Source organism: Nitrincola schmidtii (assembly GCF_008973715.1).
GTDB lineage: Bacteria > Pseudomonadota > Gammaproteobacteria > Pseudomonadales > Balneatricaceae > Nitrincola > Nitrincola schmidtii.
Window position 1 is genome coordinate 25,633 of the sequence record NZ_WBOL01000018.1, and the last position, 24,952, is coordinate 50,584.

The following is a 24,952-nucleotide window of genomic DNA, read 5'->3' on the forward strand; positions in this document are numbered from 1 at the left end:
GTTATAATTCTTCTTTTTTTCAACGTTGGAAAACCCATGCGACTGGACAAATACCTTGCACAAACCACCGGACTTTCACGCAAAGACGTTAAGAAACGCTTGCATGCTGGATTGGTCAAGGTGAATGATCAAGAAGAGAAAGACAGTGGACGCCATGTGAGTAGCGAAGACGTCATCATCCTGGATGGTGAACGACTGTCAGAGCCTCGTGCTCGTTATCTGATGCTGCATAAACCTGATGGCTATGTTTGCTCAAACGATGACCCTACGCATGTCACCGCATTGACGCTGATTGACTTACCTGCTGCTGAGAAGCTGATTATCGCGGGACGGTTAGATTTAGACACCACGGGATTATTGTTACTCACTGATGATGGTCAATGGTCACACCGCATCACCTCACCCCGTCACAAACTGCCTAAGCGCTACCGGGTATTTCTAGATGAACCCCTTTGCCCTGATGCAGAAACCTTGCTGCAGCAAGGCATTATTTTACGCAGTGAAGCCAAGCGAACTAAACCCTCTCAACTGCAACGCATAAGCGATACCGAAGTACTGCTAACCTTGACGGAAGGCCGCTATCATCAAGTAAAGCGTATGTTTGCTGCACTGGATAACCGTGTCGTCGCACTGCATCGCGAACAGATCGGAGAGATCGTCCTTGATCCAGAGTTAGCAGCTGGTGAATACCGTGACTTGACGGAAGAGGAGATCGCGTCAGTGTTTAAAGAGAAAGATAACACATGAGCGTCATTGATCCAGCCAACCAGTATTTACTGCAACTTTTACGCGAAGCACCCAGTGAAACCTTGTGGTGGGTTGATGAAAATATTCTGACCTTACCTACCACCATTAAAGGGATTAGCGCGATCACTAATCGCTACGACCTGTATCAGCAACTTAAGCAACATCACTGGCCAGCAAATTTTAGTGACTTTGACGCTAGCCATATTGCAGAATCAAGCCTCTCTTGCGTATTACTGCGACTGCCAAAAGAAAAATCCTTAGTACACTTTTTGATTAACCAAACCGCCAGACTACTGAAACCCGGTGGAGAACTCTGCCTCATTGGCGACAAAAGTGAAGGCATACGTGGCTTTAATAAGCGTGCAGCCACACGTCTTGGCGGTAACTTAGAAGAGAAAAAGATCAGCGGAGGCCTGTGGTTTGGTAAAATAACTTCCAACCCTGGTAAAGCAGGAGAGCCCTTGGATGATCACAACTATCCCCAGCTTCGAGAAGTATTGGATTCGTTCGACACAGGCTTTCAGTTTATCAGTAAACCAGGGGTCTATGGCTGGCAAAAGATCGACTCAGGGAGCCACTTTCTGATAGAACATTTACCTGGGATGCTAGACCAGCCTCTTCCCTTGAGCGGTAAAGTCTTAGATTTAGGCTGTGGATACGGTTATCTCAGCCTTAAAGCCGCCGGACCGCAAACGCACTTGACGTGTACTGATAATAATGCGGCTGCACTGATGTGTTGTGAAGCGAATTTGGCTGCGCGGCATTTATCAGGTCACGTCATAGCCTCTAATGCGGGTGACCTAGTTAGCGATCAATATGACACCATTCTGTGTAACCCACCCTTTCACAGTGGGTTTGCAACCAATACCGAACTCACCGAACGGTTTGTTGCTGCAGCGGCACGCTGCCTAAAATCGAACGGAAACGCCTGCTTTGTGGTCAATAAACATATTGCAATAGAACAGAAGGCCAGTAAATATTTTGCTAACATATCCGTATACACAGAAAATAATCATTTTAAGCTGATACACCTAAGACAGCCTAAAGCGAGTAAAACCAAATATTTGCACACCAGCGATCAATAGGAACCTCAATGACATTCGAATACTTACGTCAGTCTTTATTCTTTTTTAGACAGCATTTTATCACCCTGGCAGCGATACAGTTACCCTTCTTAGCACTCATCGGGGTGCTGGGTTTTATTATGCAAGGCAACATGGGTGTCAGTGAGGGCGAAGGCGCCGGCGGCTTTCTACTACTTGGATTACTTCAACTGGGTTTACTACCACTTTACTGGGGTGCCACCATTTTCTATATGCAATCTGTGCTTGATGGAAAACCCTTATCACCGATGAATGCGATCAGTTTAGGTATGACCAGCTGGGGACGCTTATTGATTACCTATCTTCTAAATGGACTGGCGGTCATGCTGGGATTAATAGCGCTGATTGTCCCCGGTGTCGTGGTAGGCGTTCGTCTAGCTTTCGCGGACTATATTTGTGTATTAGAAAACAAGTCTGCTACAGAATCGTTAAAGCAAAGCTGGTCGCAAACACAACCCTATTTTTGGATGATGCTGCAAGGTTTTATCCTCATTTTCCTATCCTTGTTTCTTCTAGAAATGCTGATTCAACAGATCGTAGGTGCCAATGTTGTTGGCATGTTATTTTCTTTGGTCGTCGACTTTTGCGGCGTCATTCTGACAGTATTTGGCTTTCGCGTATTTAGCGCGATGAGAGACGCTCGGTAGGAGACGCCCAGTAAGGGACGCTCAGTAAAATACGACTAGTAACTGACTATCAACGATGATTAGTTACTAGCAATTACTCCATATGTGCAATAGTAAACAGACACGTTTACGTCTGTAGCTTACCCTCGGGTATTGCAGACAGTTTGCGGTGTTATCCTCGATCGTAACGTCAGCAGTCAAGTTTTTAGTTTAAACGACTACTAAAGAGCGCGCATTAAGGCTCGTTCTGTTCGTTAAAGCACAGGAGCGCATAACATAGTCAAGCGTCGTCGCACGACCTCATGGAGTAATATCATCGCTCGCGGGCTGACAACGGCTACGCGAAAGGCGGTTCGTTCTGGATCTGGTAAAGTCAAACGTGCAGCGACCCTCGCCGTTACCAAGGCGAAGCAGGCCGCACACACATCACCACCAGGCAAGGGTCTCTGGTTTCCAGGGCTAGCTATTGGAGTGACCGGTGCTCGTAGCTTCCAAGTTTATCGACCTCTTAACATTCGCACGAATGAGCGTGTACCTCTGCTGGTCATGCTGCATGGGTGCGGTCAAGACGCACAAAGCTTTGCGATGAGCACGCGCATGAACCGGGTTGCAGATCGTGAACGCTTTATAGTCCTCTACCCTGAACAAGATCGTCTATCCAATGCGCAGGGCTGCTGGAACTGGTTTGATACGACAGCGGGTCGAGCGTTCGGGGAAGCTGAGCTGATCATGAATGCGATCGATCAGGCTTGCCTCCTTTATCCGATCGATACTGAACGGGTAGCGGTAGCAGGACTCTCTGCAGGTGCCAGCATGGCCGTATTGTTAGTCTCGCGTCATCCAGAGCGTTTTCAAGCGGTAGTGATGCACTCCGGAATTCCACCCGGCACTGCGTATTCGACTCTATCAGCGATTGCTGCTATGCATGGTTTTCGTGAAGCGGGAAGTTTGAATGCTACACCTGCAACCATGGCCAAGTCTTGGCCAGCATTGCTAGTGATTCACGGAGATAGGGATAACGTGGTGGCCGCCAGTAATGGGCTCTCTGCGGTAAACGCTTGGGCAGAAGCAGCCGGTGCACGCAAGTGTGCTGCACGTAAAATACAACGGGGTAAACGCTACCCAATGACCATCACGGACTTCAAGTGCGGCGCGAAAACCGTAGCCAGCCTGGTTGGAATTGAGTCTCTTTGACATGCATGGAGTGGTGGTGCAACCAGTGGCAGCGAGTTTAGCGACCCGCGCGGCCCTGATGCCTCACGCATGGTCTGGGCGTTTGTAGCGCGACAGTACAAACTGCTTCCATCTCACTGATAAAGCGGATTATCGCCACTAAGCACATAAAAATCTGATGTCACGGATTCCGTTTCCAACACTATTTGTTAGTATTTGTCGCCCAAAACCTTGTCAAACAGTCATGCTCTTTGCAATAAAAAAGCGCCAAGAATAAAATTCAAGGCGCTTTTTTAAGTTTAGATGCAGGGAAAGCCTTAGCCTTAGTTGCTAACGGACTCGTCTTCTTCCAGATCTTTCATGGATAGTTTGATGCGTCCACGCACATCAACATCGAGTACCTTAACCTTCACGATGTCATCCATCTTGATATAGTCAGTGACGGCTTTCACTCGCTCGTTGGCGATTTGAGAGATATGAACTAAGCCATCTTTACCTGGCAGAATGTTCACAAACGCACCAAATTCTTCTAGACGAACGACTTTACCTTCGTAGATTTTGCCCACTTCGGCTTCAGCGGTAATCGCAAGAATACGATCGACTGCTTTTTTAGCATTCTCTTTGTTATCTGCATACACACGAACGGTACCGTCATCTTCGATATCGATCGCAGCACCCGTTTCTTCAGTCAGGGCACGAATGGTCGCACCACCTTTACCGATCACATCACGGATCTTTTCAGGATTCACTTTTAGCTGAGTCATTGCAGGTGCATTATCAGGCAGCTCTGGACGGCTATAGCCAATCACTTTCGCCATTTCGCGAAGAATGTGCTTACGCGCGTGCATCGCCTGGTCTAAAGCGATCTCCATGATCTCTTCAGTGATACCGGTAATTTTGATATCCATCTGCAAAGCGGTAATACCGCTCTCAGTACCCGCTACTTTGAAGTCCATATCACCTAGGTGATCTTCGTCACCTAAAATATCAGTCAGGACAGCAAAACGATCACCTTCTTTGACCAGACCCATCGCAATACCAGCAACTGGAGCTTTCAACGGCACACCCGCATCCATCAGTGCAAGCGATGCACCACATACTGATGCCATCGAACTTGAACCGTTAGACTCAGTGATCTCTGATACGACACGAATGGTGTATGGGAACTCATCTAGTGAAGGCAGCATCGCTTGAACGCCACGACGCGCCAAACGTCCATGACCAATCTCACGACGCCCAGGGCCTGCCATACGACCGGCTTCACCGACAGAGTAAGATGGGAAGTTATACTGCAGCATAAAGTTATCTTTACGCTCACCTTCAATCGCATCAATAATCTGCATATCGCGTGCTGTACCGAGAGTACAGGTAACGATAGCTTGCGTTTCACCACGCGTAAATAATGAAGAACCATGTACACTGTGTAGTGTATTGATTTCCACATTGATAGGGCGAACCGTTTTGGTGTCGCGGCCATCGATACGTGGAAGACCATCAACAATACGTCCACGTACGGTATCTTTTTCGATACTGCCAAAGACTTTTTTAACGGCTTCCGCTGAAGGCGCATTTTCTTCGCCGGTTGCCAAGGCAGAAACCACTTCGTCACGTAGTGCGCGAACGTTATCTTGGCGCTGAACCTTGTCAGCAACTTGGTAAGCATCACTTAAACGACTACCTAACAGACCTTGTACCTTAGCGGTTAAGTCTTCATCTTTCGCTGCAGGTGTCCAATCCCACGTTGGCTTAGCAGCTTCAGCTGCAAACTCGTTAATCGCGGTAATGACGACTTGCATCTCTTGATGAGCATACAGGACAGCACCTAGCATCTCATCTTCGGTTAATTCTTTCGCTTCTGACTCAACCATCAGCACTGCGTCAGAAGTACCCGCTACTACCATGTCTAGCTCAGAAACGGCTAACTTGGCATAACTAGGGTTAAGGATATAACCTTCTTCTTCAGTAAAGCCAACGCGTGCCGCACCGATAGGTCCTTGGAAAGGAATACCAGAGATTGCCAACGCTGCTGACGTACCGATCATGGCGGCCATATCTGGATCGGTCGCTTTATCAGAAGACATCACCTGACACACGACCTGTACTTCATTCATGAAGCCTTTCGGGAAAAGCGGACGAATAGGACGGTCGATTAGACGCGACGTCAAGGTTTCTTTTTCAGTAGGGCGTGCTTCACGCTTGAAGAAACCACCAGGAATACGACCGACTGCGTAGTATTTTTCTTGGTAATGAACTGAAAGAGGGAAGAAATCCTGACCTTCTTTCGCTTCTTTAACACCCACAACGGTACAGAGTACTTGTGTTTTTTCATTCACAGTAACCATGACGGCACCGGTGGCTTGACGCGCAATTTTACCTGTTTCTAAGGTAACGGTTTGCTCACCGTATTGGAACGTTTTGGTAATCGCTTGCACGATAAACTCCTTGTTTCAATTAGAGTATCAGCAACCAAAACCAACCATGCTATTCTTTGAGCCAGTACTCAGCTATAGGCTGTTAGCAACCTACACCTGAGTACAGGCCAGATGATTGTCAATGTTTTAGTGCTGAAAAAAACAGGGCCATACGAATATGGCCCTGGGTATTACAAAAGCTTAGCGGCGCAGACCTAAACGAGCGATCAATTCGAGGTAACGGTCAGCATCTTTACGCTTCAAGTAGTCTAGAAGCTTACGACGCTGGTTAACCATACGAATCAAACCACGACGTGAATGGTGGTCTTGCTTGTTAGCTTTGAAGTGATCCTGTAAACCAACAATGTTTGCAGTTAACAGTGCAACTTGTACTTCTGGTGAACCAGTATCGCCAGGACCACGACCAAATTCAGCAACGATTTCGGCCTTCTTCTCAGTAGCTAATGCCATTTCTTTCTCCTTTAACAATATGCTCACAACCCTTAGGTTGCTGGTTAGTAGACGCGCAGGGCCGGGCATATTTCCAGTACTGCGTCAGTAAACACAGATCTTTTGACCTATGTTTGTTTTAAAAATTCATTCTGAAGTATCGGTACGAATCAGACGTTTGCCTTTAAGGCATCCGTTAGCATCCGTTTCTGCGAGTCCAAGAAATTGTCCATTGGGCTCTGCAAACACTCGCCAAACAGCATCGGTTGCCAGACCTAAATTAGCCAGTCTTTTACCTTGACGTAAGGCAATCGATTGCTCTTCTGTGAGCTCACATAAGGGCAAACTTTCAATCGCACTCCAGGGTGGCAATAATAACCCATCTAGATAGTTTTGTATGCACTCGCTAGTGCTTTCGGGCAATGCCTGGATGTTTGCGTGTAGTTGATCAAAGTCGAGCATTTGCGCAGCGTTATAGCCGCCGACATGTGTACGCCGTAAACGACTGACATGCGCCCCACAGCCTAATAGTTCACCCAGATCCTGCACAATACTGCGTATATAGGTGCCTTTAGAGCAAAAGACTTCGAGATCGAGTTCTTGTTCTCTGATTGCCAGTAAACGTATCGAGTGAATGGTCACCTGTCGAGACTTAACCTCAACCTCTATCCCTTTACGGGCCAGTTTATACAGAGGCTGCCCTTGAACTTTCAAGGCGGAATAGATAGGCGGAACTTGATCAATTTGACCTGAAAAGTGCGTTTTTAACAGCGTTTCAATCTGATCTTTATCCAGTAAAGCAGGTACCGGACGTGTTTCTATCACGACTCCATCAGCATCGGCAGTATCTGTTTTTTCACCCAATCGGGCGGTGGTCAGATAGGCTTTATCCGAATCAAGGAGGTATTGGGAAAACTTGGTGGCTTCACCCAGACAGATAGGTAACAAGCCGGTGGCTAGAGGGTCTAGCGCACCAGTATGTCCTGCTTTTGCCGCACCATATAGATGCTTAATCTGCTGAAGCGCCTTATTGGAACTCATGCCAGCAGGCTTATCGAGCAAAAAAATGCCATCGATGGCACGGCCCTTAGGTTTACGTGCCAAAGATTACTCCTCAGAATCGGAGCGTTTCTGCTCCTGCTGGTAAGCTTGCTCAATCAAACTATGCAATCGTCTGCCACGGTCCACGCTTTCGTCGTAATGAAAGCGTAGCTGTGGCATCACGCGTAACTTAATTCCACGAGCTAATTCCTTACGCAAGAAGCCAGCAGCATTATTAAGCACGGCCAAAGACTCAGGTGTGACGGTTGCCTCATCCTGATTTCCTAGCGGCATCACGGTGACATAGGTATCAGCGTAGCCAAGATCTTTACTGACCTTGACATAGCTGAGGGTCACCATACCCAAACGAGGGTCTTTGATTTCGCGTTGGATCAGCATCGCCAGATCCCGTTGGATCTGGTCTGCTACCCGGTCTGTACGTTTAAACTCGCGAGCCATAGTTCTCCGTTACAGCGTGCGCTGTACTTCAATGGTGTCAAAGACTTCGATCTGATCGCCGACTTTAACATCGTTATAGTTTTTCACCCCGATACCACACTCCATGCCGTTTCTAACTTCAGCAACAGCATCTTTGAAGCGACGCAGGGATTCTAACTCACCTTCGTAGATAACCACGTTATCACGAAGAACACGAATGCGTTTGTTACGGTGAACAGTCCCTTCGATAACCATACAACCCGCAATGAGACCGAGTTTCGGCGAACGGAACACATCACGTACTTCAGCGATACCAACAATGTCTTCACGATATTCAGGTGATAACAAACCACCCATTGCTTGTTTCACATCGTTAATAATGTCATAGATAACACTGTAGTAACGTAACTCAAGCTCTTCACGCTCGACGATCGCTTTCGCTTGGTTATCCGCACGAACGTTGAAGCCGATCATGATAGCTGAAGATGCTAGCGCTAAGTTGGCGTCTGTTTCACCAAAGCCACCAATACCACTGGAAACGATATTAACCTTCACTTCATCTGTAGAGAGATCTTCAAGTGAATTGGTCAGCGCTTCCAACGAGCCACGAACGTCTGCTTTTAGAACAATATTTAGCGACTTAACATCACCGGCTTGCATGTTTTCAAACAGATTTTCCAGCTTAGCTTTCTGCTGACGCGCCAGTTTAATCTCACGGAACTTACCTTGACGGAAGAGTGCCACTTCACGGGCTTTCTTCTCAGAAGACACCACCGTGAACTCATCACCTGCATCGGGTGTTCCATCGAGACCTAGAATCTCAACTGGAATTGCTGGTCCTGCAGATTCGACAGGGCGCCCAGCTTCATCAAGCATGGCGCGCACTTTACCGTAATGAAGTCCGGCCAGTACGATGTCGCCTTTTTTCAACGTCCCGTTTTGTACTAACAGGGTGGACACTGAACCACGGCCTTTATCAAGACGCGATTCCACGACCACACCGCTCGCAGGCATATCGCTGACGGCTGTTAATTCTAGAACTTCAGCTTGCAGTAGGACTGCATCAATCAATGCATCGATGCCTTCACCTGTTTTCGCTGAAACATGGACGAACTGAACATCACCGCCCCACTCTTCAGAGATAACATCACGCTGAGATAACTCATTGCGCACACGATCAGGATCAGCCTCAGGCTTATCGATCTTGTTGACGGCAACTACGATAGGCACATTACCGGCTTTGGCGTGTTGAATCGCCTCTTCTGTTTGTGGCATCACGCCATCATCAGCGGCAACGACTAAGATAACAATATCGGTTAACTTAGCACCACGAGCACGCATGGCTGTAAAGGCCGCGTGTCCTGGGGTATCGAGGAAGGTAACCATGCCGTTATCGGTTTCAACATGGTAGGCACCGATATGCTGGGTAATACCACCTGACTCACCCGCAGCGACTTTGGCTTCACGAATATAGTCAAGCAAAGACGTTTTACCATGGTCAACGTGACCCATAACGGTCACGACAGGTGCACGGGTTGAGGCTTCGCCACCATGCTGTTTTAGACCTTCAAGTAATGCATCTTCAATCGCATTTTCTTGTAATGGAACCGCTTTATGGCCCATTTCTTCAACAACCAGAACAGCGGTATCTTGATCAAGCACTTGGTTGATGGTTGCCATGGCGCCCATCTTGAACATGACTTTGATCACTTCAGCCGCTTTAATTGACATTTTCTTAGCCAATTCTGCGACCGTGATACTCTCAGGAACGCTCACTTCATGAACGACGGGTGCTGTCGGCTTTTCAAAAGCGTGTTGATTTTGATTGGGTCGACCACGACCCATGGCACGCTTAGGACTCTTGCCAGGGCGACGAGTAGAGTTACGCTGATTATCTTCGTTAAGAGCGGGTGCGCCTTTACGAGCTGCAGCAGGCTTACCACGACGCGGCGTTTCATCTTCATCGCGACCACGACCTTTAACACGTGATTCCTTCACTTTGCTACGAGGTGCGCCTTTCTTATCTTCCGCGACATCAACTTCAGCTGCGACAACAACAGGCTGATCAATAGCGACAGCAGGCTCGATAACGTCTGCAACCAGTGTTTCCACTTGTTTAACTTCAGGCGTTTCAACCGCAGGCTGAACAGCTGCTGGCTCAACTTTAGCGTCAGTTTGCTGGGTGACGTTTGCTTCAACAGCAGCAGGAGCTGCAACGGCTGGAGACGCTACCGATGCTTCAACTGACTCTACAACATCGTCAGCTTTAGGCGCTTCTTCTAACTCTTCACGCTTAACATAGGTACGTTTTTTGCGCACTTCAACGTTAACGGTTTTACGCTTGCCAGCAGCGCCTACCTTCAATTGAGAGGTAGTCTTACGCTTTAAGGTGATTCGGCTCGGCTCTGCCGCCGCACCTTCTTCACCATGGGATTTTTTTAAATGCGTCAGTAATGTTTGACGCTCTGATTCTGACACCATTGATGTGTCTGACTTACCTTTGATACCGGCATCTTGCATCTGATTGAGCAAACGCTCAACGGATACACCAACCACATCGGCAAGTTGTTTAACGGTTACTTCTGCCATAAATGGGTTCCTCTTCTCCGTTGACTGTTACTGACTTTCTGAAAACCAAGGTGCACGCGCTGTCATAATGAGTTCAGCGGCCCTTTCTTCATCAAGTCCCTCAATTTCAATTAATTCATCAACTGATTGCTCAGCTAAATCTTCCATAGTGATGACACCTTTCGCTGCTAGTTGATAAGCAAGCGCACGGTCCATTCCTTCCATCTCAAGAAGGTCATCAGCAGGCTCAGAAGACTCCAACTGCTCTTCACTGGCAATGGCCAGATTCAGTAATACGTCTTTAGCACGTGCTCTTAAAGCTTCAACGATATCTTCATCAAAACCGTCTATCTCCAGCATTTCATCAACTGGAACATAAGCAACTTCTTCAAGCGACGTGAATCCTTCATCAACCAACACTTGCGCCAATTCTTGGTCAACATCTAAGTGATTAATGAACAATTGCAGTACACGACCAACTTCAGATTGATGCTTTTCTTGAGCGACAGCTTCGCTCATGACATTCAGCTTCCAACCCGTCATTTCACTAGCAAGACGAACGTTTTGACCGTTTCGGCCGATAGCCATGGCTAGCGCTTCTTCGGCAACCGCGACATCCATCGAGTGACTGTCTTCATCAATGACTATCGAAGCAACTTCAGCAGGTGCCATTGCATTGATAACTAACTGCGCAGGATTGTCATCCCACAGCACGATATCAACACGCTCACCACCAAGCTCATTAGTTACTGCTTGAACACGAGAGCCGCGCATACCAACACAGGCACCCACGGGATCGATACGACCATCATTAGTTTTTACCGCGATCTTGGCACGTGAACCCGGATCTCGTGCAGCGGCACGAATTTCAATAACTTCTTCCGCTATTTCAGGAACTTCCAAGCTAAACAGCTCAACCAACATGGCAGGAGCAGTACGACTTAAAATTAATTGAGGGCCACGACCTTCAGCACGAACTTCGTCAAGCACCGCACGAACACGATCGCCCATACGGAAGCTTTCTCGCGGAAGTAAGTGTTCACGTGGAAGCAAAGCTTCGGCGTTGTTACCCAGATCGATAATGACATTATCTCGGGTGACTTTCTTAACCGAACCAGCAATTAACTCACCTAAGCGGTCACGATACTGATCAACGACTTTCGCACGCTCAGCTTCGCGAACTTTCTGTACGATAACCTGTTTAGCCGTTTGTGCTGCAATACGTCCGAAGGCAACTGATTCAACCTGCTCTTCATACATATCACCAGGCTGTAATGCAGTATCTATCTCCATTGCTTCTTGGAGAGTCAGTTCAGTACCTAACGCAGGCACTGCAGTATTATCAACAACTAACCAGCGTCTAAAGGTTTCATAGTCACCTGTAGAGCGATCAATTTGAACGCGGATATCCGCTTCTTCGTCATAACGCTTTTTTGTCGCGGTTGCTAATGCCACTTCAATCGCTTCAAAGATGACAGCCTTTGGCACGTCTTTCTCATTTGAAACGGCTTCAGCAACCAGTAATATTTCTTTATTCATTTACCCAGCCTCACCTGAACCTTTAAACGCTTAAAATTGCGGTACCAATCGAGCACGATCAATATAATCAATTGGCAACAAATACTCGTTATCATCTACGACCAACAGAATCTCATCACCTTCAAGACCATTTAAGATGCCTTTGAATCGACGACGACCTTCAAATGGAACTCTTAGCTTCACTTCCAACACATGCCCCACATAGGCTTGGTATTGCGCTAAGTGATATAAGGGACGGTCCATTCCTGGTGAAGACACTTCGAGTAAATACTGTTCTGTTATTGGATCTTCAACATCCAAAATACCGCTGACTTGATGACTGACTCGTGCACAGTCATCAACTGTGACACCTTCTGGCCCATCAATATAAATGCGCAATGTGCTGCGCTTACCTGCAGATTGAAATTCAATACCCCAGAGCTCTAACCCCAGAGAGTCAACTGCAGGTTTAATCAATTCTTCCAGCTGTTTAATTTTAGCTGACACGCTACTTTCCTCTTAGGTGTACATTACACCGTTTACCTTTCATGAAACTTGTCAGTAAATAGCAATACTTGCTGACTAACATTTTTTTGCGGATTAACTAAACTCACAACACCATGGAGATTAGTCATAAACATATGTTCTTTAACAAAAAATGGGTCACATTGGGACCCATTTCTGCTGGCTATACGCCCTATTTCACCTACGAAAAAGCCCCTAAAGAGGGGCTTTTTTCTTTTTTGATCTTCAAAATGGAGATCAAAATGAAACCTCAAAGAGCGCGCAGACATAAAAACTCAAGTCCACATCATCTCGCCAGCTAACAAATCGTAGATACCAAGCAAAAAAACAATCAACGCAATTGGCAATCTATTTTCAAGCTGCAATATTATAGCAATCACAGCCCTTTCTCACAACCACTCACGCTTCACATTGAGTAAGGTCGAAAAGAACTGAGAGGATTACTATAGAAAGTGGTAGCGGGGGCTGGATTTGAACCAACGACCTTCGGGTTATGAGCCCGACGAGCTACCAAGCTGCTCCACCCCGCATCAAAACATAAAATGGTGCCGACGGCCGGACTCGAACCGGCACGAGCTAGGCTCACCACCCCCTCAAGATGGCGTGTCTACCAATTTCACCACGTCGGCTAAACGTGAACAACTGCAATCAAATATAAAACCTAATCAGCAGTTGGGATATCACTTGACGCTGCACCTGAACTAGTTGAGCGAGGAATCTCAAGAGCTGGAAGCTCCTGTGCACGCTCTGCAGCAGACTCAATGACTTGCAACGAAGGAATACCAACTTCACTCACACTCATAGCGCGCTCTTTGGCGAAATAAGCTAGAGCGAAGCTTGTCGCAAATAAAATAGCAGCGACCAAAGCGGTAATTTTTACCATAAAGCCAGTGTTACCAGTACTACCAAATACAGTTTGGGATGCACCAGCACCAAATGAAGCTCCGGCCTCTGCACCCTTACCCTGCTGAAGCAATACCAAACCGATAATCGCTGCGGCAAGTAATACATGTACAATCAGAACCAGTATTTCCATTTTCTCAACCATTTTTAGGGCTAGTAGCCGCTGCGCGACAAATAGCCGTGAATTCTTCAGAAACTAAAGCTGCACCACCTATCAAACCGCCATCAATATCCGGCTGGCTAAACAACTGATCAGCATTGGCAGCTTTTACACTACCACCATATAAAATAGTGACTTGTTCAGAAAACTCGCTACCATAGCCTGAAGCAAGCATCTGACGAATGAAGGCATGCACTGCTTGAGCTTGTTCGGGGGAAGCCGTTTTACCGGTTCCTATCGCCCAAATTGGCTCATAAGCCAAAACCACATTCGATAATTCTTTAACACTTAGCCCTGAAAAAGCCGCCAAGATCTGATCCGCAATCACTTTTTCTACTAAGCCTGCATCACGCTGCTCTAAACTCTCTCCAACACACAAGATCGGCTTGATTCCTACTTGAAGAAGGTTTTTCAGCTTTAACGCGACAACTGCATCTGTCTCTTGATATTCAGAACGACGCTCAGAATGACCAACAAGGGCGTAACTGACACCCATATCTGCAAGCATTTCAGCTGAACAATCTCCGGTATGCGCTCCGTCTTTTTCAAAACGAGATACATCCTGCGCACCAACGTTAATACCGGTTCCACTTAGCAACCCACCTACCTGATTTATGTAAACCAAAGGGGGGCAGACTAAAATGCTTACGCTCTCTTTTATCGGCGACAATTGCTCGACCAGATCACCAATCAGATTGATATTCTGATTGATTCTTCCATGCATTTTCCAGTTTCCTGCTACCAGCGCTTTACGCATTGATATGTCTCCTTTTAAAAGAGGCGCAAATCTTAACTGAGTTGATATCAGGATACAAGTCCAGCCAATGCTTTTTCTACTGATTCAGAAAGTGTTTTACACAGATCAATAACTAATTCAGCCTCTTCACCTTCAACCATGACACGAACCAAAGGCTCTGTACCAGATGGACGTAAAAGCACTCGACCTGTATCACCTAGTTTTAGTTCAGCCGCAGCAACAGCCTCTTGAACGGCTTTAACGGAAAGTGGGTCTACACCCTTAGGCACTGCTACATTGATCATTTTCTGAGGCATTTTAGTGATTCCTTGCTTTAACTCTGCAAGGGTTTTTCCTGTATCTACCATCGCCTTCAAAACCAACAAGGCTGCTAAGGTTCCATCCCCGGTTGAACTGAACTGCTTACACACAATATGACCCGAACTTTCACCACCTAAATCCCATTGGTGAATTTGTAACTGCTCCATAACATAGCGATCGCCTACCTTAGCCCTAACAAACGGAATTTGCTCTCGTTTAAACGCCTGTTCCAAGCCAAAGTTGGACATTAAGGTACCAACCACACCACCTGCCAGCATACCTTGCTGTTTCATCGACATAGCAATGATGTAAAGCAACTCATCACCATCAACGACTTCACCTTGATGATCAACCATAATCACTCGGTCACCATCACCATCAAGAGCGACCCCTAAGCTAGCACCTTTCTCAAGAACCGCCTTGCTTAATGCCTTAACGTCCGTAGCACCGCACTGCAAATTAATATTTAGACCATTGGGACTCGATGCAATTTCGTGAACCTTCGCACCTAATTCCTCGAATACATTAGGAGCCACGTGATAGGTAGCTCCGTTGGCACAATCAAGAACAAGGTTTAATCCTTTCAGCTTCAGGTTTCCGTTCACGACTCCCTTGCAGTATTCGATATAGCGACCCGCAGCATCATCAATACGCCGCACTTTTCCTAACTCATTTGAAGCAACTGTGGACATAGCTAAATCCATTTGAGCCTCAATAGCCTGCTCTATCTCATCGGGCAACTTTGTACCTTTTGCCGAGAAAAACTTAATCCCATTATCTTGATAGTGATTATGTGATGCACTGATCACTATCCCAGCATCTGCACGGAAGGTTCTGGTCAAATAGGCAATTGCAGGAGTGGGCATCGGGCCAGTCAGTAATACATCAACCCCAGCAGCCGACAAACCTGCTTCTAAGGCAGACTCGAACATGTATCCTGATATACGCGTATCTTTGCCGATCACAATTTTACTTCGACCTTCACGAGCAAACACACAACCTGCTGCCCAGCCCAACTTCAATACGAAATCAGGCGTAATTGGAAAAGTACCTACTTCTCCACGGATACCATCTGTTCCAAAATACTTGCGTGTCAATTTAACTCTCCCAATGTTCTTCGCAGGTTGCTTTCCATACGTTCAATGCATCTACTGTCTCAGCAACATCATGCACTCGAATAATTGCCGCACCCTTTTGGGCTGCCATAATAGCACTTGAAAGACTTGCGGCGAGACGCTGACTAGACTCTCTTCCTGTAATCAATCCCAACATACTTTTGCGAGAACTACCACTGAGTACCGGATAGCCTAAAGCCACCAACTGATCCAATCTATTTAATAGAATTAAATTATGCCTAAAGGTTTTACCAAATCCAAATCCTGGATCAAGTAGAATCTTACTTTTCTCGATACCAGCACTTGCGCAACGGTCAACCTGATCATTTAAGAACGCTATGACTTCATCTACAACTGAAGCATAGCTTGGCTTATCCTGCATGGTTTGTGGCGAATCCCCTTGCATGTGCATAAGGCACACTGGCAACCCTGAGTTAGCCGCCACTTCAACAGCCCCCTCTTTCCTTAAGGCTCTCACGTCATTTATTAATCCGATACCTAATCCAACAGCTGCTTCAATTACTCGAGGATCACTACTATCAAGTGAAAGAATGACATCTAGCTGACGAAGCTGCTCTATTACTGGCAATACTCGATCCATCTCCTCTTGAGTTGTGACTTGAGCAGCGCCTGGACGCGTTGACTCACCACCAACATCAAGTATTTTCGCACCATCCTTGATCATTTGCTCTGCTTTGCGCAATACAGAATCAATGGTTAATACATTGTGTTGATAGAATTGACCGCCATCTGAAAAGGAATCGGGCGTAACATTAAGAATCCCCATAACGGACGGAACGGATAGATCGAGAAGGCGATCACCACATTGAAGCGTGGGTCTAGTCGACATAGTGTAAATTCCAATAACTTCTTAGCTTTTAAAGGGCTGCTATTTATAGTGGCGCAGTATACACAAAAGCCGGCATTAGCCGGCTTTTATTGAGACAAAATTGCAGAATTTAGCTTCTACCAGATCCCCATGGATCATTGTTCTTAGGCTCATTCCATGGATTAGAATTCTTAGGCTCATCATCCTTCGGCGTGCTATCAACATCCTCTTCTGCTGGACGCAAATCAGATGAATCAGGAGATGAATTGTCTGCATCATCGACGACAGGCATATCCTTATCTGGAGTTCTACCTATATCAGACTTTTCATCTTCATTGGCTTCAGCTGCTTTAGCTGCTTCTTCAGCCTTAGCTGCATCCTTAGCTGCATCATCCTGCCATCCTTCTGGAGCACTAACTTCTTGACGCGCCATTAATTCATCTAACTGTTTCGAACCAATGGTTTCATACTTCATTAGTGCTTCAGTCATGGAATCAAGAATATCGCGATTATCTGTCAGGATTTTGTAAGCTCGCTGATAGCAATCATCAATAATTTGCTTCACTTCAGCATCAATTAAACGCTGAGTTTCTTCAGACTTAGGCTTAGAACCGCCGCCCATGCCACGACCAAATGGATCATCATCTTCTTCAGCATACAGAAGCGGACCTAATGATTCGCTTAAACCCCACTTAGTCACCATATTACGTGCCAACATGGTTGCGCGCTGAATATCGTTAGAGGCACCGGTAGTCACACCATCCTTCCCTAAAGTCATCTCTTCTGCAATTCGACCACCATAAAGTGAACAAATTTGAGAAAGAATACCCTGACGACTGTGGCTGTAACGATCTTCCGCAGGCAGGAACATAGTCACACCCAGTGCACGACCACGAGGAATAATGGAAACTTTGTAAACAGGGTCGTGATCTGGAACTAGACGTCCAACAATGGCATGACCAGATTCATGGTAAGCCGTATTCAAGCGCTCCTTGTAAGACATCACCATAGAGCGGCGCTCAGCACCCATCATGATTTTGTCTTTCGCTTTCTCGAACTCGTCCATACCAACAGTTCGCTTACCAAATCTGGCAGCAAATAGAGCCGCTTCGTTTACCAGGTTAGCTAAATCTGCACCAGAGAAACCTGGGGTTCCACGAGCAATCAAATCAGATCTAACATCATCACCTAGCGGTACTTTGCGCATGTGAACTTTCAGAATTTGATCACGACCACGAATGTCAGGCAGACCTACGTGAACCTGTCTATCAAAGCGACCTGGACGAAGAAGAGCTGGGTCAAGAACGTCTGGACGGTTAGTCGCTGCGATAACGATGATACCTTCTGTTCCTTCAAAACCATCCATTTCAACAAGCAACTGGTTCAGTGTTTGCTCACGCTCATCATTACCACCACCAAGACCAACGCCACGGCTACGACCCACCGCATCAATCTCATCGATAAAAATAATACAGGGCGCATGTTTTTTAGCTTGATCAAACATGTCACGTACACGGGATGCACCGACACCCACAAACATCTCTACGAAATCAGAACCAGAGATGCTAAAGAACGGAACCTTAGCTTCACCAGCAATGGCTTTCGCAAGCAGAGTTTTACCCGTACCAGGCGAACCCGCCATCAAAATACCGCGCGGTATGTGGCCACCTAAGCGCTGAAACTTCCCAGGATCACGAAGATAATCGACCAGCTCAGCAACTTCTTCCTTAGCTTCCTCAACACCCGCTACATCGGCAAAGGTGGTTTTAATCTGATCTTCGCTCATCATGCGTGCCTTGGACTTACCAAAGGACATGGGGCCACCCTTACCACCGGCACCACCTTGCATTTGACGCATAAAGAACATAAAGATCGCAATGATGATCAAGATCGGGAAGGCTGCAACAAGCAACTGGGTCCAAATGCTTTGGCCTTCAGGCTGTTTACCTTCAATAGCTACATTATTAGCAAGCAGATCATCAATCAACTTGGGATCTTGGACAGCAGGGCGGATAGTCGTAAAGCTTTCACCTGTTTGGCGCTGACCTGTGATGGTGAACCCATCAATCAAGACGCTCGAGACACGACCTGCTTGAACTTCTTCAACAAACTCAGAATAGGTCAATTTACCTAATTGAGGTTCGCTACTGAAGTTATTAAATATTGTTAATAGTACGGCTGCTATGACTAGCCACAATACTAAATTTTTTGCCATATCGTTCAAAGGTACATCCTCAGCTTTACTTAACTTTATGACCGGTCGGTCATGATACCACAGCCACTACTTTCTGCTTGAATCTTTGTCTTGATAAAATTTATCGGATTAATAGCGGATGGCTAACTTAACCCTTATTAAAGACTACTTAGCTCAAAATATACTGAAATTCTGAGTGAGCTTACCTATTCTTATACAAGGTATCTCTCTGACCCACAATTTCGTTTACAGTTCCTCTTACGCTAAGCACACCTCTAGAGATCAAGATTTTTTTTGTTTCGATCAATCCCACAAACCGCTATCTTTCTAAACGATACATGACTAACAGATCAGTTATCGCTACTAACAGCTTCAAGCCTCATGTAAAATCTAACTTATCTTACATATCGGCAAACTCTATAAACAAGGTAGCTATTTTAATATGAGCTTAACCCCTGAGCAAAAAAAGCGCTTTCGTACGCTAGGCCACCATCTTAACCCAATCATCATGGTTGCGGGTAATGGCTTAAGCGAAAACATTCAACTCGAAACCGACAGAGCTCTCGCAGATCACGAACTTATCAAAGTTAAGTTTTCAGTGGGTGACCGTGAATTAAAGCGAGAACTGATTAAAGAACTGTGCCAAATCGTTGAAGCAACATTGGTTCAGGAGATCGGCAACATTGCTTTACTCTATCGTAAAAGTGACAACCCAGATCCAAAATTATCGAACCTACTCCGCCTTAAATAAATCATTTATCGTCTTCGCGGCCCTTATAACGAAAAACCACCGACTGAAAGATTGTCAGTCGGTGGCTTTAAGCGCCAATGCAATAAATGCACTACTCTTAATGCTGTACTTCAGTAATCTCGTACTCGGCAACACCACTAGGCGTGTTAACCGTAGCGATGTCACCCTCTTCTTTTCCTATCAGACTACGAGCAATGGGTGAGTTGACCGATATTTTGCGTGCCTTAATATCTGCTTCATCATCTCCCACTATCTGATAGCGTACAGTTTCATCCGTATCTAAGTTGATCAACTCAACTGTGACGCCAAAGATAACTTTGCCCGTGTGAGGAATTTTGCTCACATCAATGACTTGTGCCTGAGATAATTTGTACTCAAGTTCGCGAATACGACCTTCGATAAAGCCTTGCTGCTCGCGCGCTGCATGATATTCCGCATTTTCTTTTAGGTCACCATGCGCTCGCGCTTCAGCTATATCAGCGATAACTTTAGGGCGGTCCTTTGTTTTAAGCCGCTCTAATTCCTGTCTCAGACTTGCCTCACCAGCAACCGTCATGGGAACTCGACTCATGAAAACACTCCTTTATGCAAGTCCTGCAAGCGGCGTACTATTTTTTCTTCGCCAAACTTCAACGCTTCAGTAATCGCAACTGCACCCGCTAGAGTAGTGGTATACGGTACTTTATGCTGCAGCGCTGTACGACGAATAGCCGCTGAATCGGCAATGGCTTTACGACCTTCGGTCGTATTAATGACATAAGCCACTTCACCGTTCTTCATCACGTCAACAATATTAGGACGACCTTCCATCACTTTGTTAACACGCTCAACCTTTATGCCGTTGCTTTCAAGTAAGGTTGCCGTTCCTGATGTAGCAATCAGCGAGAAACCAAGCGCTGAGAGATCACGTGCAACTTCAACCGCACCGGCTTTATCAACATCACGAACTGATATAAAAGTTTTACCCTTGCTAGGCATCTTTTCACCTGCACCGAGCTGAGCTTTCATAAAGGCTTCACCGAAACTTTCACCGACACCCATCACTTCACCGGTAGATTTCATTTCTGGACCTAAAATTGGGTCAACGCCGGGGAACTTATTAAATGGGAACACCGCTTCCTTAACACTGAAGAAGGCAGGAATAATTTCTTTGGTGAAACCTTGCTCTGTTAGCGATTTGCCAGTCATAACTAGTGCAGCAATCTTCGCTAGCGACACACCGATACACTTAGAAACAAAAGGCACGGTACGAGATGCACGTGGATTCACCTCGATGACATAGATTTCACCATCTTGGTAGGCAAGCTGAACGTTCATTAGACCAACCACGCCTAACTCTAATGCCATTTTACGAACCATCTCACGCATCGCATCTTGCACATCCGCCGCCAAACTATAGGGTGGCAAAGAACAAGCAGAGTCACCTGAGTGAACACCCGCTTGCTCGATATGCTGCATGATAGCGCCGATCACTACAATTTCGCCGTCACACACTGCGTCGATATCTACTTCGACGGCGGCATTTAAGAAGTGATCCAGCAAAACGGGAGCATCGTTGGATACCTTAACCGCATTTTGCATGTATTGACGCAGTTCAGATTCTTTATAGACGATCTCCATCGCTCTACCACCTAACACATAGGATGGACGAACGACGAGTGGATAGCCTATTTTACCTGCTTCGATAACGGCTTCTTCAAGACTGCGAACCGTCGCATTTTCAGGTTGCTTTAAACCCAAACGCTTAAGCATTTGCTGGAACTGTTCACGGTCTTCGGCACGATCGATCGACTCAGGCGAAGTGCCAATAATCGGAACACCGGCTTGCTCTAGTGCAACTGCCAACTTAAGCGGTGTTTGACCACCGTATTGAACTATGACGCCTTTAGGCTTTTCAACGTCAACGATTTCTAATACGTCTTCCAACGTAATCGGTTCGAAATAGAGTCGATCAGAGGTGTCGTAATCGGTTGAAACTGTCTCAGGGTTACAGTTAACCATGATCGTTTCAAAGCCATCTTCACGTGCCGCAAGTGCAGCATGAACACAACAGTAATCGAACTCAATACCTTGACCTATACGGTTTGGACCACCACCGATAACCATGATTTTTTCACGATCACTGGGGTTGGATTCGCACTCTTCTTCATAAGTAGAGTACATATAAGCAGTATCAGTAGAGAACTCAGCCGCGCAAGTATCCACACGCTTAAAGACAGGGCGAATATTAAATGCATGACGCTGTTTGCGCAGTTGCTTTTCAGAGACACCCAGTAAAGTAGCAAGACGGGCATCCGAAAAACCTTTACGCTTTAGACGGAACATCTGTTCGGCAGTTAAATCAGACAACGCCATTTGAGAGACTTTATGCTCGTCTTTGATGATATCTTCGATTTGAACTAAGAACCAAGGATCAACACCAGAATAGCCATAAATCTCATCAACGCTCATACCTAAACGGAAAGCATCACCGATGTACCAAATACGCTCACTGCCTGGTTGCTGTAGCTCACGGATAATGTCACTGCGTACATCTTCGGCATTAAGATCAATAATGGAATCAAAACCTGTTGCGCCCACTTCTAGGCCACGAAGCGCTTTTTGCAACGACTCCTGCTGAGTACGGCCAATCGCCATCACTTCGCCAACAGACTTCATCTGAGTTGTCAGACGATCATTGGCCTGTGGGAACTTTTCAAACGTGAAACGAGGTATTTTCGTCACAACATAATCAATCGATGGCTCGAAAGAAGCGGGAGTTCGACCACCCGTAATCTCGTTCTGAAGCTCATCAAGGGTATAACCGACTGCCAGCTTTGCAGCAACTTTAGCGATAGGAAAGCCAGTCGCTTTAGAAGCCAGTGCGGATGAACGTGATACACGCGGGTTCATCTCAATAACGACCATACGACCGGTTTTCGGATCAACACCAAACTGGACGTTAGAACCACCCGTTTCTACACCGATCTCACGCAAAACTGCCAAAGAAGCGTCACGCATGATCTGGTATTCTTTGTCAGTCAGAGTCTGAGCGGGTGCAACGGTGATACTGTCACCGGTATGAACACCCATGGCATCGAAGTTTTCAATAGAACAGATGATGATGCAGTTGTCCTTTTTATCACGGACAACTTCCATTTCGTATTCTTTCCAACCAATCAAAGATTCGTCGATTAACAATTCTTTAGTTGGAGATAAATCTAAACCGCGTTCACAAATCTCAATGAACTCTTCACGGTTGTAGGCAATACCACCACCAGATCCACCCATGGTGAAAGACGGACGAATAATGGCCGGAAAACCGATAGAGTCAAGAACTTGTAACGCCTCTTCCATGCTATGAGCCATCGCTGAACGAGGACACTCAAGACCTATGTTTTTCATTGCTTTATCAAAGCGTTCACGGTCTTCAGCTTTATCAATCGCGTCTTGAGTCGCACCGATCATCTCAACACCGTATTCGGCTAAGACGCCTTCACGGTCTAAATCTAATGCGCAGTTAAGGGCTGTTTGACCACCCATGGTTGGTAACAATGCATCAGGGCGCTCTTTTTCAATGATTTTAGCAACTGTTTTCCACTGAATGGGCTCGATATAAGTTGCATCTGCCATCGATGGATCTGTCATAATCGTTGCTGGGTTAGAGTTAACAAGTATGACTCTAAACCCTTCTTCTCTTAACGCTTTACATGCTTGAGCGCCAGAGTAATCAAACTCACATGCTTGCCCGATAACAATCGGACCGGCTCCTAGAATAAGGATACTTTTAATGTCTGTACGTTTTGGCATCAGTATTAACCAGTCTTAGTAATTCAGTTCAGGCTTGCTTACGGCTACGCATCATATCGATAAACTTATCGAACAACGGAGCTACGTCACGTGGACCTGGGCTAGCTTCAGGGTGCCCTTGGAAACTAAATGCCGGACAATCCGTGCGTTCAATTCCCTGTAAAGATCCATCAAACAACGACTTATGCGTTGCTCTAAGAGTTGCAGGTAAGGTTATCTCTGCTACAGCGAAACCGTGGTTTTGGCTGGTAATCATCACTTGACCACTATCAAGATCCTGTACCGGATGATTCGCACCATGATGTCCGAACTTCATCTTTTCTGTTTTAGCGCCGGAAGCCAATGCTAACAATTGATGTCCTAGGCAGATACCAAAAACAGGAATCTGTGTTTCAAGAATTGTTTTAATGGCACTAATTGCATAATCACAAGGCTCTGGATCACCTGGGCCATTAGAGAGAAACACACCATCAGGTTGTAACGCCAATACGTCAGCAGCTGAAGTTTGCGCAGGCACAACCGTTAAACGGCAACCACGACTTGCTAGCATTCTTAAGATATTGTGCTTAACACCAAAATCGTAAGCAACAACATGGAAAGATTGATCTTCATCTTCAAAAGTAGAAAAACCCTTACCGAGCGCCCACTCTCCCTGATTCCAAGCATACGTATCTTCAGAAGTTGCTACTTTCGCGAGATCCATTCCTTTTAACCCAGGGAAGCCTTGTGCAAGTTCTACTGCTTTTTGCTCATCAATAGCGCCTGCCATAATACAACCATTCTGCGCACCTTTTTCGCGAAGAATACGTGTTAAGCGACGTGTATCGATATCAGCAATACCAATAATGCCATTGCTAGCAAGATAAGTATCAAGTGCTTGCTCAGAACGAAAGTTACTTGCCACTAATGGTAGATCTCGGATTACTAAACCAGCAGCCCAGATTTGATTCGACTCTTGGTCTTCGACGTTGACGCCGACATTACCTATATGTGGATAAGTTAATGTCACTATTTGACGACAGTAAGAAGGATCCGTAAGGATCTCTTGATAACCTGTCATAGACGTATTGAAAACAACCTCTCCGGTGGTTTCGCCGTCAGCGCCAATCGCAACCCCCTTGAATATTGTCCCATCTTCAAGGGCAAGAATGGCTGGTCGCGTCAATGGAACCTCCCCGCTTAAATGCTGCATGCTATTTGACTTTATCTGAAGTGATGATCAGTTGTAAAAAAGCGAGACACAGCCGAAGCCAGTCTCGCTTTCAAAATTATGGATTTGCGGAAACTTCCGGCAAAACGACCTTATTTTAGAGTAGAAGGACTCAATAGTCCAATAGAGTTTTAACTGATAGGGATACTTGTGATTTAGAACCGTTGCGCCTGATAAATAATAGGTGCTGTTTGAACAAACGCCTTTCCCATGCATTCACGCATAAAAAAACCCCTGCCACGGAGTGACAAGGGTTTCTTAGAATTAAGTGCCTGGCGATGACCTACTCTCACATGGGGAGACCCCACACTACCATCGGCGATGACGCGTTTCACTACTGAGTT

General features: G+C 46.1%; 20 protein-coding genes, 2 tRNA genes and 1 rRNA gene. 5 read left to right on the plus strand and 18 right to left on the minus strand.

The genetic code is table 11. The annotated features are described in order from the left end of the window. Positions 1–36: 36 nt before the first annotated feature. From rsuA to F7R24_RS13740, 4 genes are all read left to right on the plus strand, one after another. Positions 37–747, plus strand: a complete 711-nt coding sequence (rsuA, locus tag F7R24_RS13725; protein WP_151671837.1) for a 16S rRNA pseudouridine(516) synthase RsuA — start codon at positions 37–39, stop codon at positions 745–747. Further along, positions 744–1,832: a class I SAM-dependent methyltransferase gene (locus tag F7R24_RS13730; protein WP_151671838.1), complete on the plus strand. Its 1,089-nt coding sequence runs from the start codon at positions 744–746 to the stop codon at positions 1,830–1,832. The genes rsuA and F7R24_RS13730 overlap by 4 nt, the downstream gene beginning before the upstream one ends. Positions 1,833–1,840: 8 nt before the next feature. Beyond that, the gene (locus F7R24_RS13735; protein WP_151671839.1) at positions 1,841–2,497 is read left to right on the plus strand and encodes a YciC family protein; all 657 of its coding nucleotides are present in this window, start codon (positions 1,841–1,843) and stop codon (positions 2,495–2,497) included. A 450-nt stretch (positions 2,498–2,947) separates the two neighbouring features. Next, a complete protein-coding gene (locus F7R24_RS13740; protein WP_206057564.1) occupies positions 2,948–3,670 on the plus strand; it encodes an extracellular catalytic domain type 1 short-chain-length polyhydroxyalkanoate depolymerase in 723 nt (240 codons plus the stop codon). 302 nt (positions 3,671–3,972) lie between these two features. Here F7R24_RS13740 and pnp read toward each other — a convergent pair whose 3' ends face one another. The 14 genes from pnp to ftsH form a co-directional block, all read right to left on the minus strand. Further along, on the minus strand, positions 3,973–6,081 hold the full coding sequence (gene pnp / locus F7R24_RS13745; protein WP_151671840.1) for a polyribonucleotide nucleotidyltransferase: 2,109 nt from the start codon (positions 6,079–6,081) through the stop codon (positions 3,973–3,975). 180 nt (positions 6,082–6,261) lie between these two features. After that, a complete protein-coding gene (gene rpsO, locus F7R24_RS13750) occupies positions 6,262–6,531 on the minus strand; it encodes a 30S ribosomal protein S15 (RefSeq protein ID WP_151671841.1) in 270 nt (89 codons plus the stop codon). 126 nt (positions 6,532–6,657) lie between these two features. After that, entirely contained in the window at positions 6,658–7,614 is a 957-nt protein-coding gene (truB, locus tag F7R24_RS13755) for a tRNA pseudouridine(55) synthase TruB (protein WP_151671842.1), read from the minus strand. A 3-nt stretch (positions 7,615–7,617) separates the two neighbouring features. After that, on the minus strand, positions 7,618–8,010 hold the full coding sequence (rbfA, locus tag F7R24_RS13760) for a 30S ribosome-binding factor RbfA (RefSeq protein ID WP_151671843.1): 393 nt from the start codon (positions 8,008–8,010) through the stop codon (positions 7,618–7,620). Positions 8,011–8,019: 9 nt separating this feature from the next. Then, positions 8,020–10,578, minus strand: coding sequence for a translation initiation factor IF-2 (infB, locus tag F7R24_RS13765; protein WP_151671844.1), 2,559 nt, complete (start codon positions 10,576–10,578; stop codon positions 8,020–8,022). Positions 10,579–10,605: 27 nt separating this feature from the next. Further along, positions 10,606–12,096, minus strand: coding sequence for a transcription termination factor NusA (nusA, locus tag F7R24_RS13770; RefSeq protein WP_151671845.1), 1,491 nt, complete (start codon positions 12,094–12,096; stop codon positions 10,606–10,608). A 30-nt stretch (positions 12,097–12,126) separates the two neighbouring features. Then, complete coding sequence (gene rimP, locus F7R24_RS13775; protein ID WP_151671846.1) at positions 12,127–12,582, minus strand: ribosome maturation factor RimP; 456 nt, start codon at positions 12,580–12,582, stop codon at positions 12,127–12,129. A gap of 471 nt (positions 12,583–13,053) precedes the next feature. Beyond that, positions 13,054–13,130 (minus strand) — tRNA-Met (locus F7R24_RS13780). Positions 13,131–13,143: 13 nt separating this feature from the next. After that, positions 13,144–13,229: transfer RNA gene (locus F7R24_RS13785), tRNA-Leu, on the minus strand. A 32-nt stretch (positions 13,230–13,261) separates the two neighbouring features. After that, a complete protein-coding gene (gene secG, locus F7R24_RS13790; RefSeq protein ID WP_151671847.1) occupies positions 13,262–13,636 on the minus strand; it encodes a preprotein translocase subunit SecG in 375 nt (124 codons plus the stop codon). Between the two features lie 4 nt (positions 13,637–13,640). After that, positions 13,641–14,420, minus strand: a complete 780-nt coding sequence (gene tpiA / locus F7R24_RS13795) for a triose-phosphate isomerase (RefSeq protein ID WP_151671848.1) — start codon at positions 14,418–14,420, stop codon at positions 13,641–13,643. Between the two features lie 47 nt (positions 14,421–14,467). Then, on the minus strand, positions 14,468–15,817 hold the full coding sequence (gene glmM, locus F7R24_RS13800; protein WP_151671849.1) for a phosphoglucosamine mutase: 1,350 nt from the start codon (positions 15,815–15,817) through the stop codon (positions 14,468–14,470). Between the two features lies 1 nt (position 15,818). Beyond that, entirely contained in the window at positions 15,819–16,685 is an 867-nt protein-coding gene (folP, locus tag F7R24_RS13805) for a dihydropteroate synthase (RefSeq protein WP_151671850.1), read from the minus strand. 109 nt (positions 16,686–16,794) lie between these two features. Further along, positions 16,795–18,879 (minus strand): ATP-dependent zinc metalloprotease FtsH, encoded by a 2,085-nt coding sequence (ftsH, locus tag F7R24_RS13810; RefSeq protein ID WP_151671855.1) that lies wholly within the window; start codon positions 18,877–18,879, stop codon positions 16,795–16,797. Between the two features lie 421 nt (positions 18,880–19,300). Between ftsH and F7R24_RS13815 the strand changes: the two genes are divergently transcribed. Further along, a complete protein-coding gene (locus F7R24_RS13815; protein WP_151671851.1) occupies positions 19,301–19,609 on the plus strand; it encodes a YhbY family RNA-binding protein in 309 nt (102 codons plus the stop codon). 97 nt (positions 19,610–19,706) lie between these two features. On the opposite strand, the gene greA is transcribed toward F7R24_RS13815, so the two are convergent. From greA to rrf, 4 genes are all read right to left on the minus strand, one after another. Next, the gene (gene greA / locus F7R24_RS13820; RefSeq protein ID WP_151671852.1) at positions 19,707–20,180 is read right to left on the minus strand and encodes a transcription elongation factor GreA; all 474 of its coding nucleotides are present in this window, start codon (positions 20,178–20,180) and stop codon (positions 19,707–19,709) included. Continuing rightward, a complete protein-coding gene (gene carB / locus F7R24_RS13825; protein WP_151671853.1) occupies positions 20,177–23,398 on the minus strand; it encodes a carbamoyl-phosphate synthase large subunit in 3,222 nt (1,073 codons plus the stop codon). Before carB ends, greA begins: the two co-directional genes overlap by 4 nt. Positions 23,399–23,426: 28 nt before the next feature. Further along, complete coding sequence (carA, locus tag F7R24_RS13830) at positions 23,427–24,563, minus strand: glutamine-hydrolyzing carbamoyl-phosphate synthase small subunit (RefSeq protein WP_151671854.1); 1,137 nt, start codon at positions 24,561–24,563, stop codon at positions 23,427–23,429. A gap of 315 nt (positions 24,564–24,878) precedes the next feature. Next, positions 24,879–24,952: ribosomal RNA gene (gene rrf / locus F7R24_RS15045) — 5S ribosomal RNA — on the minus strand; the annotation flags it as partial.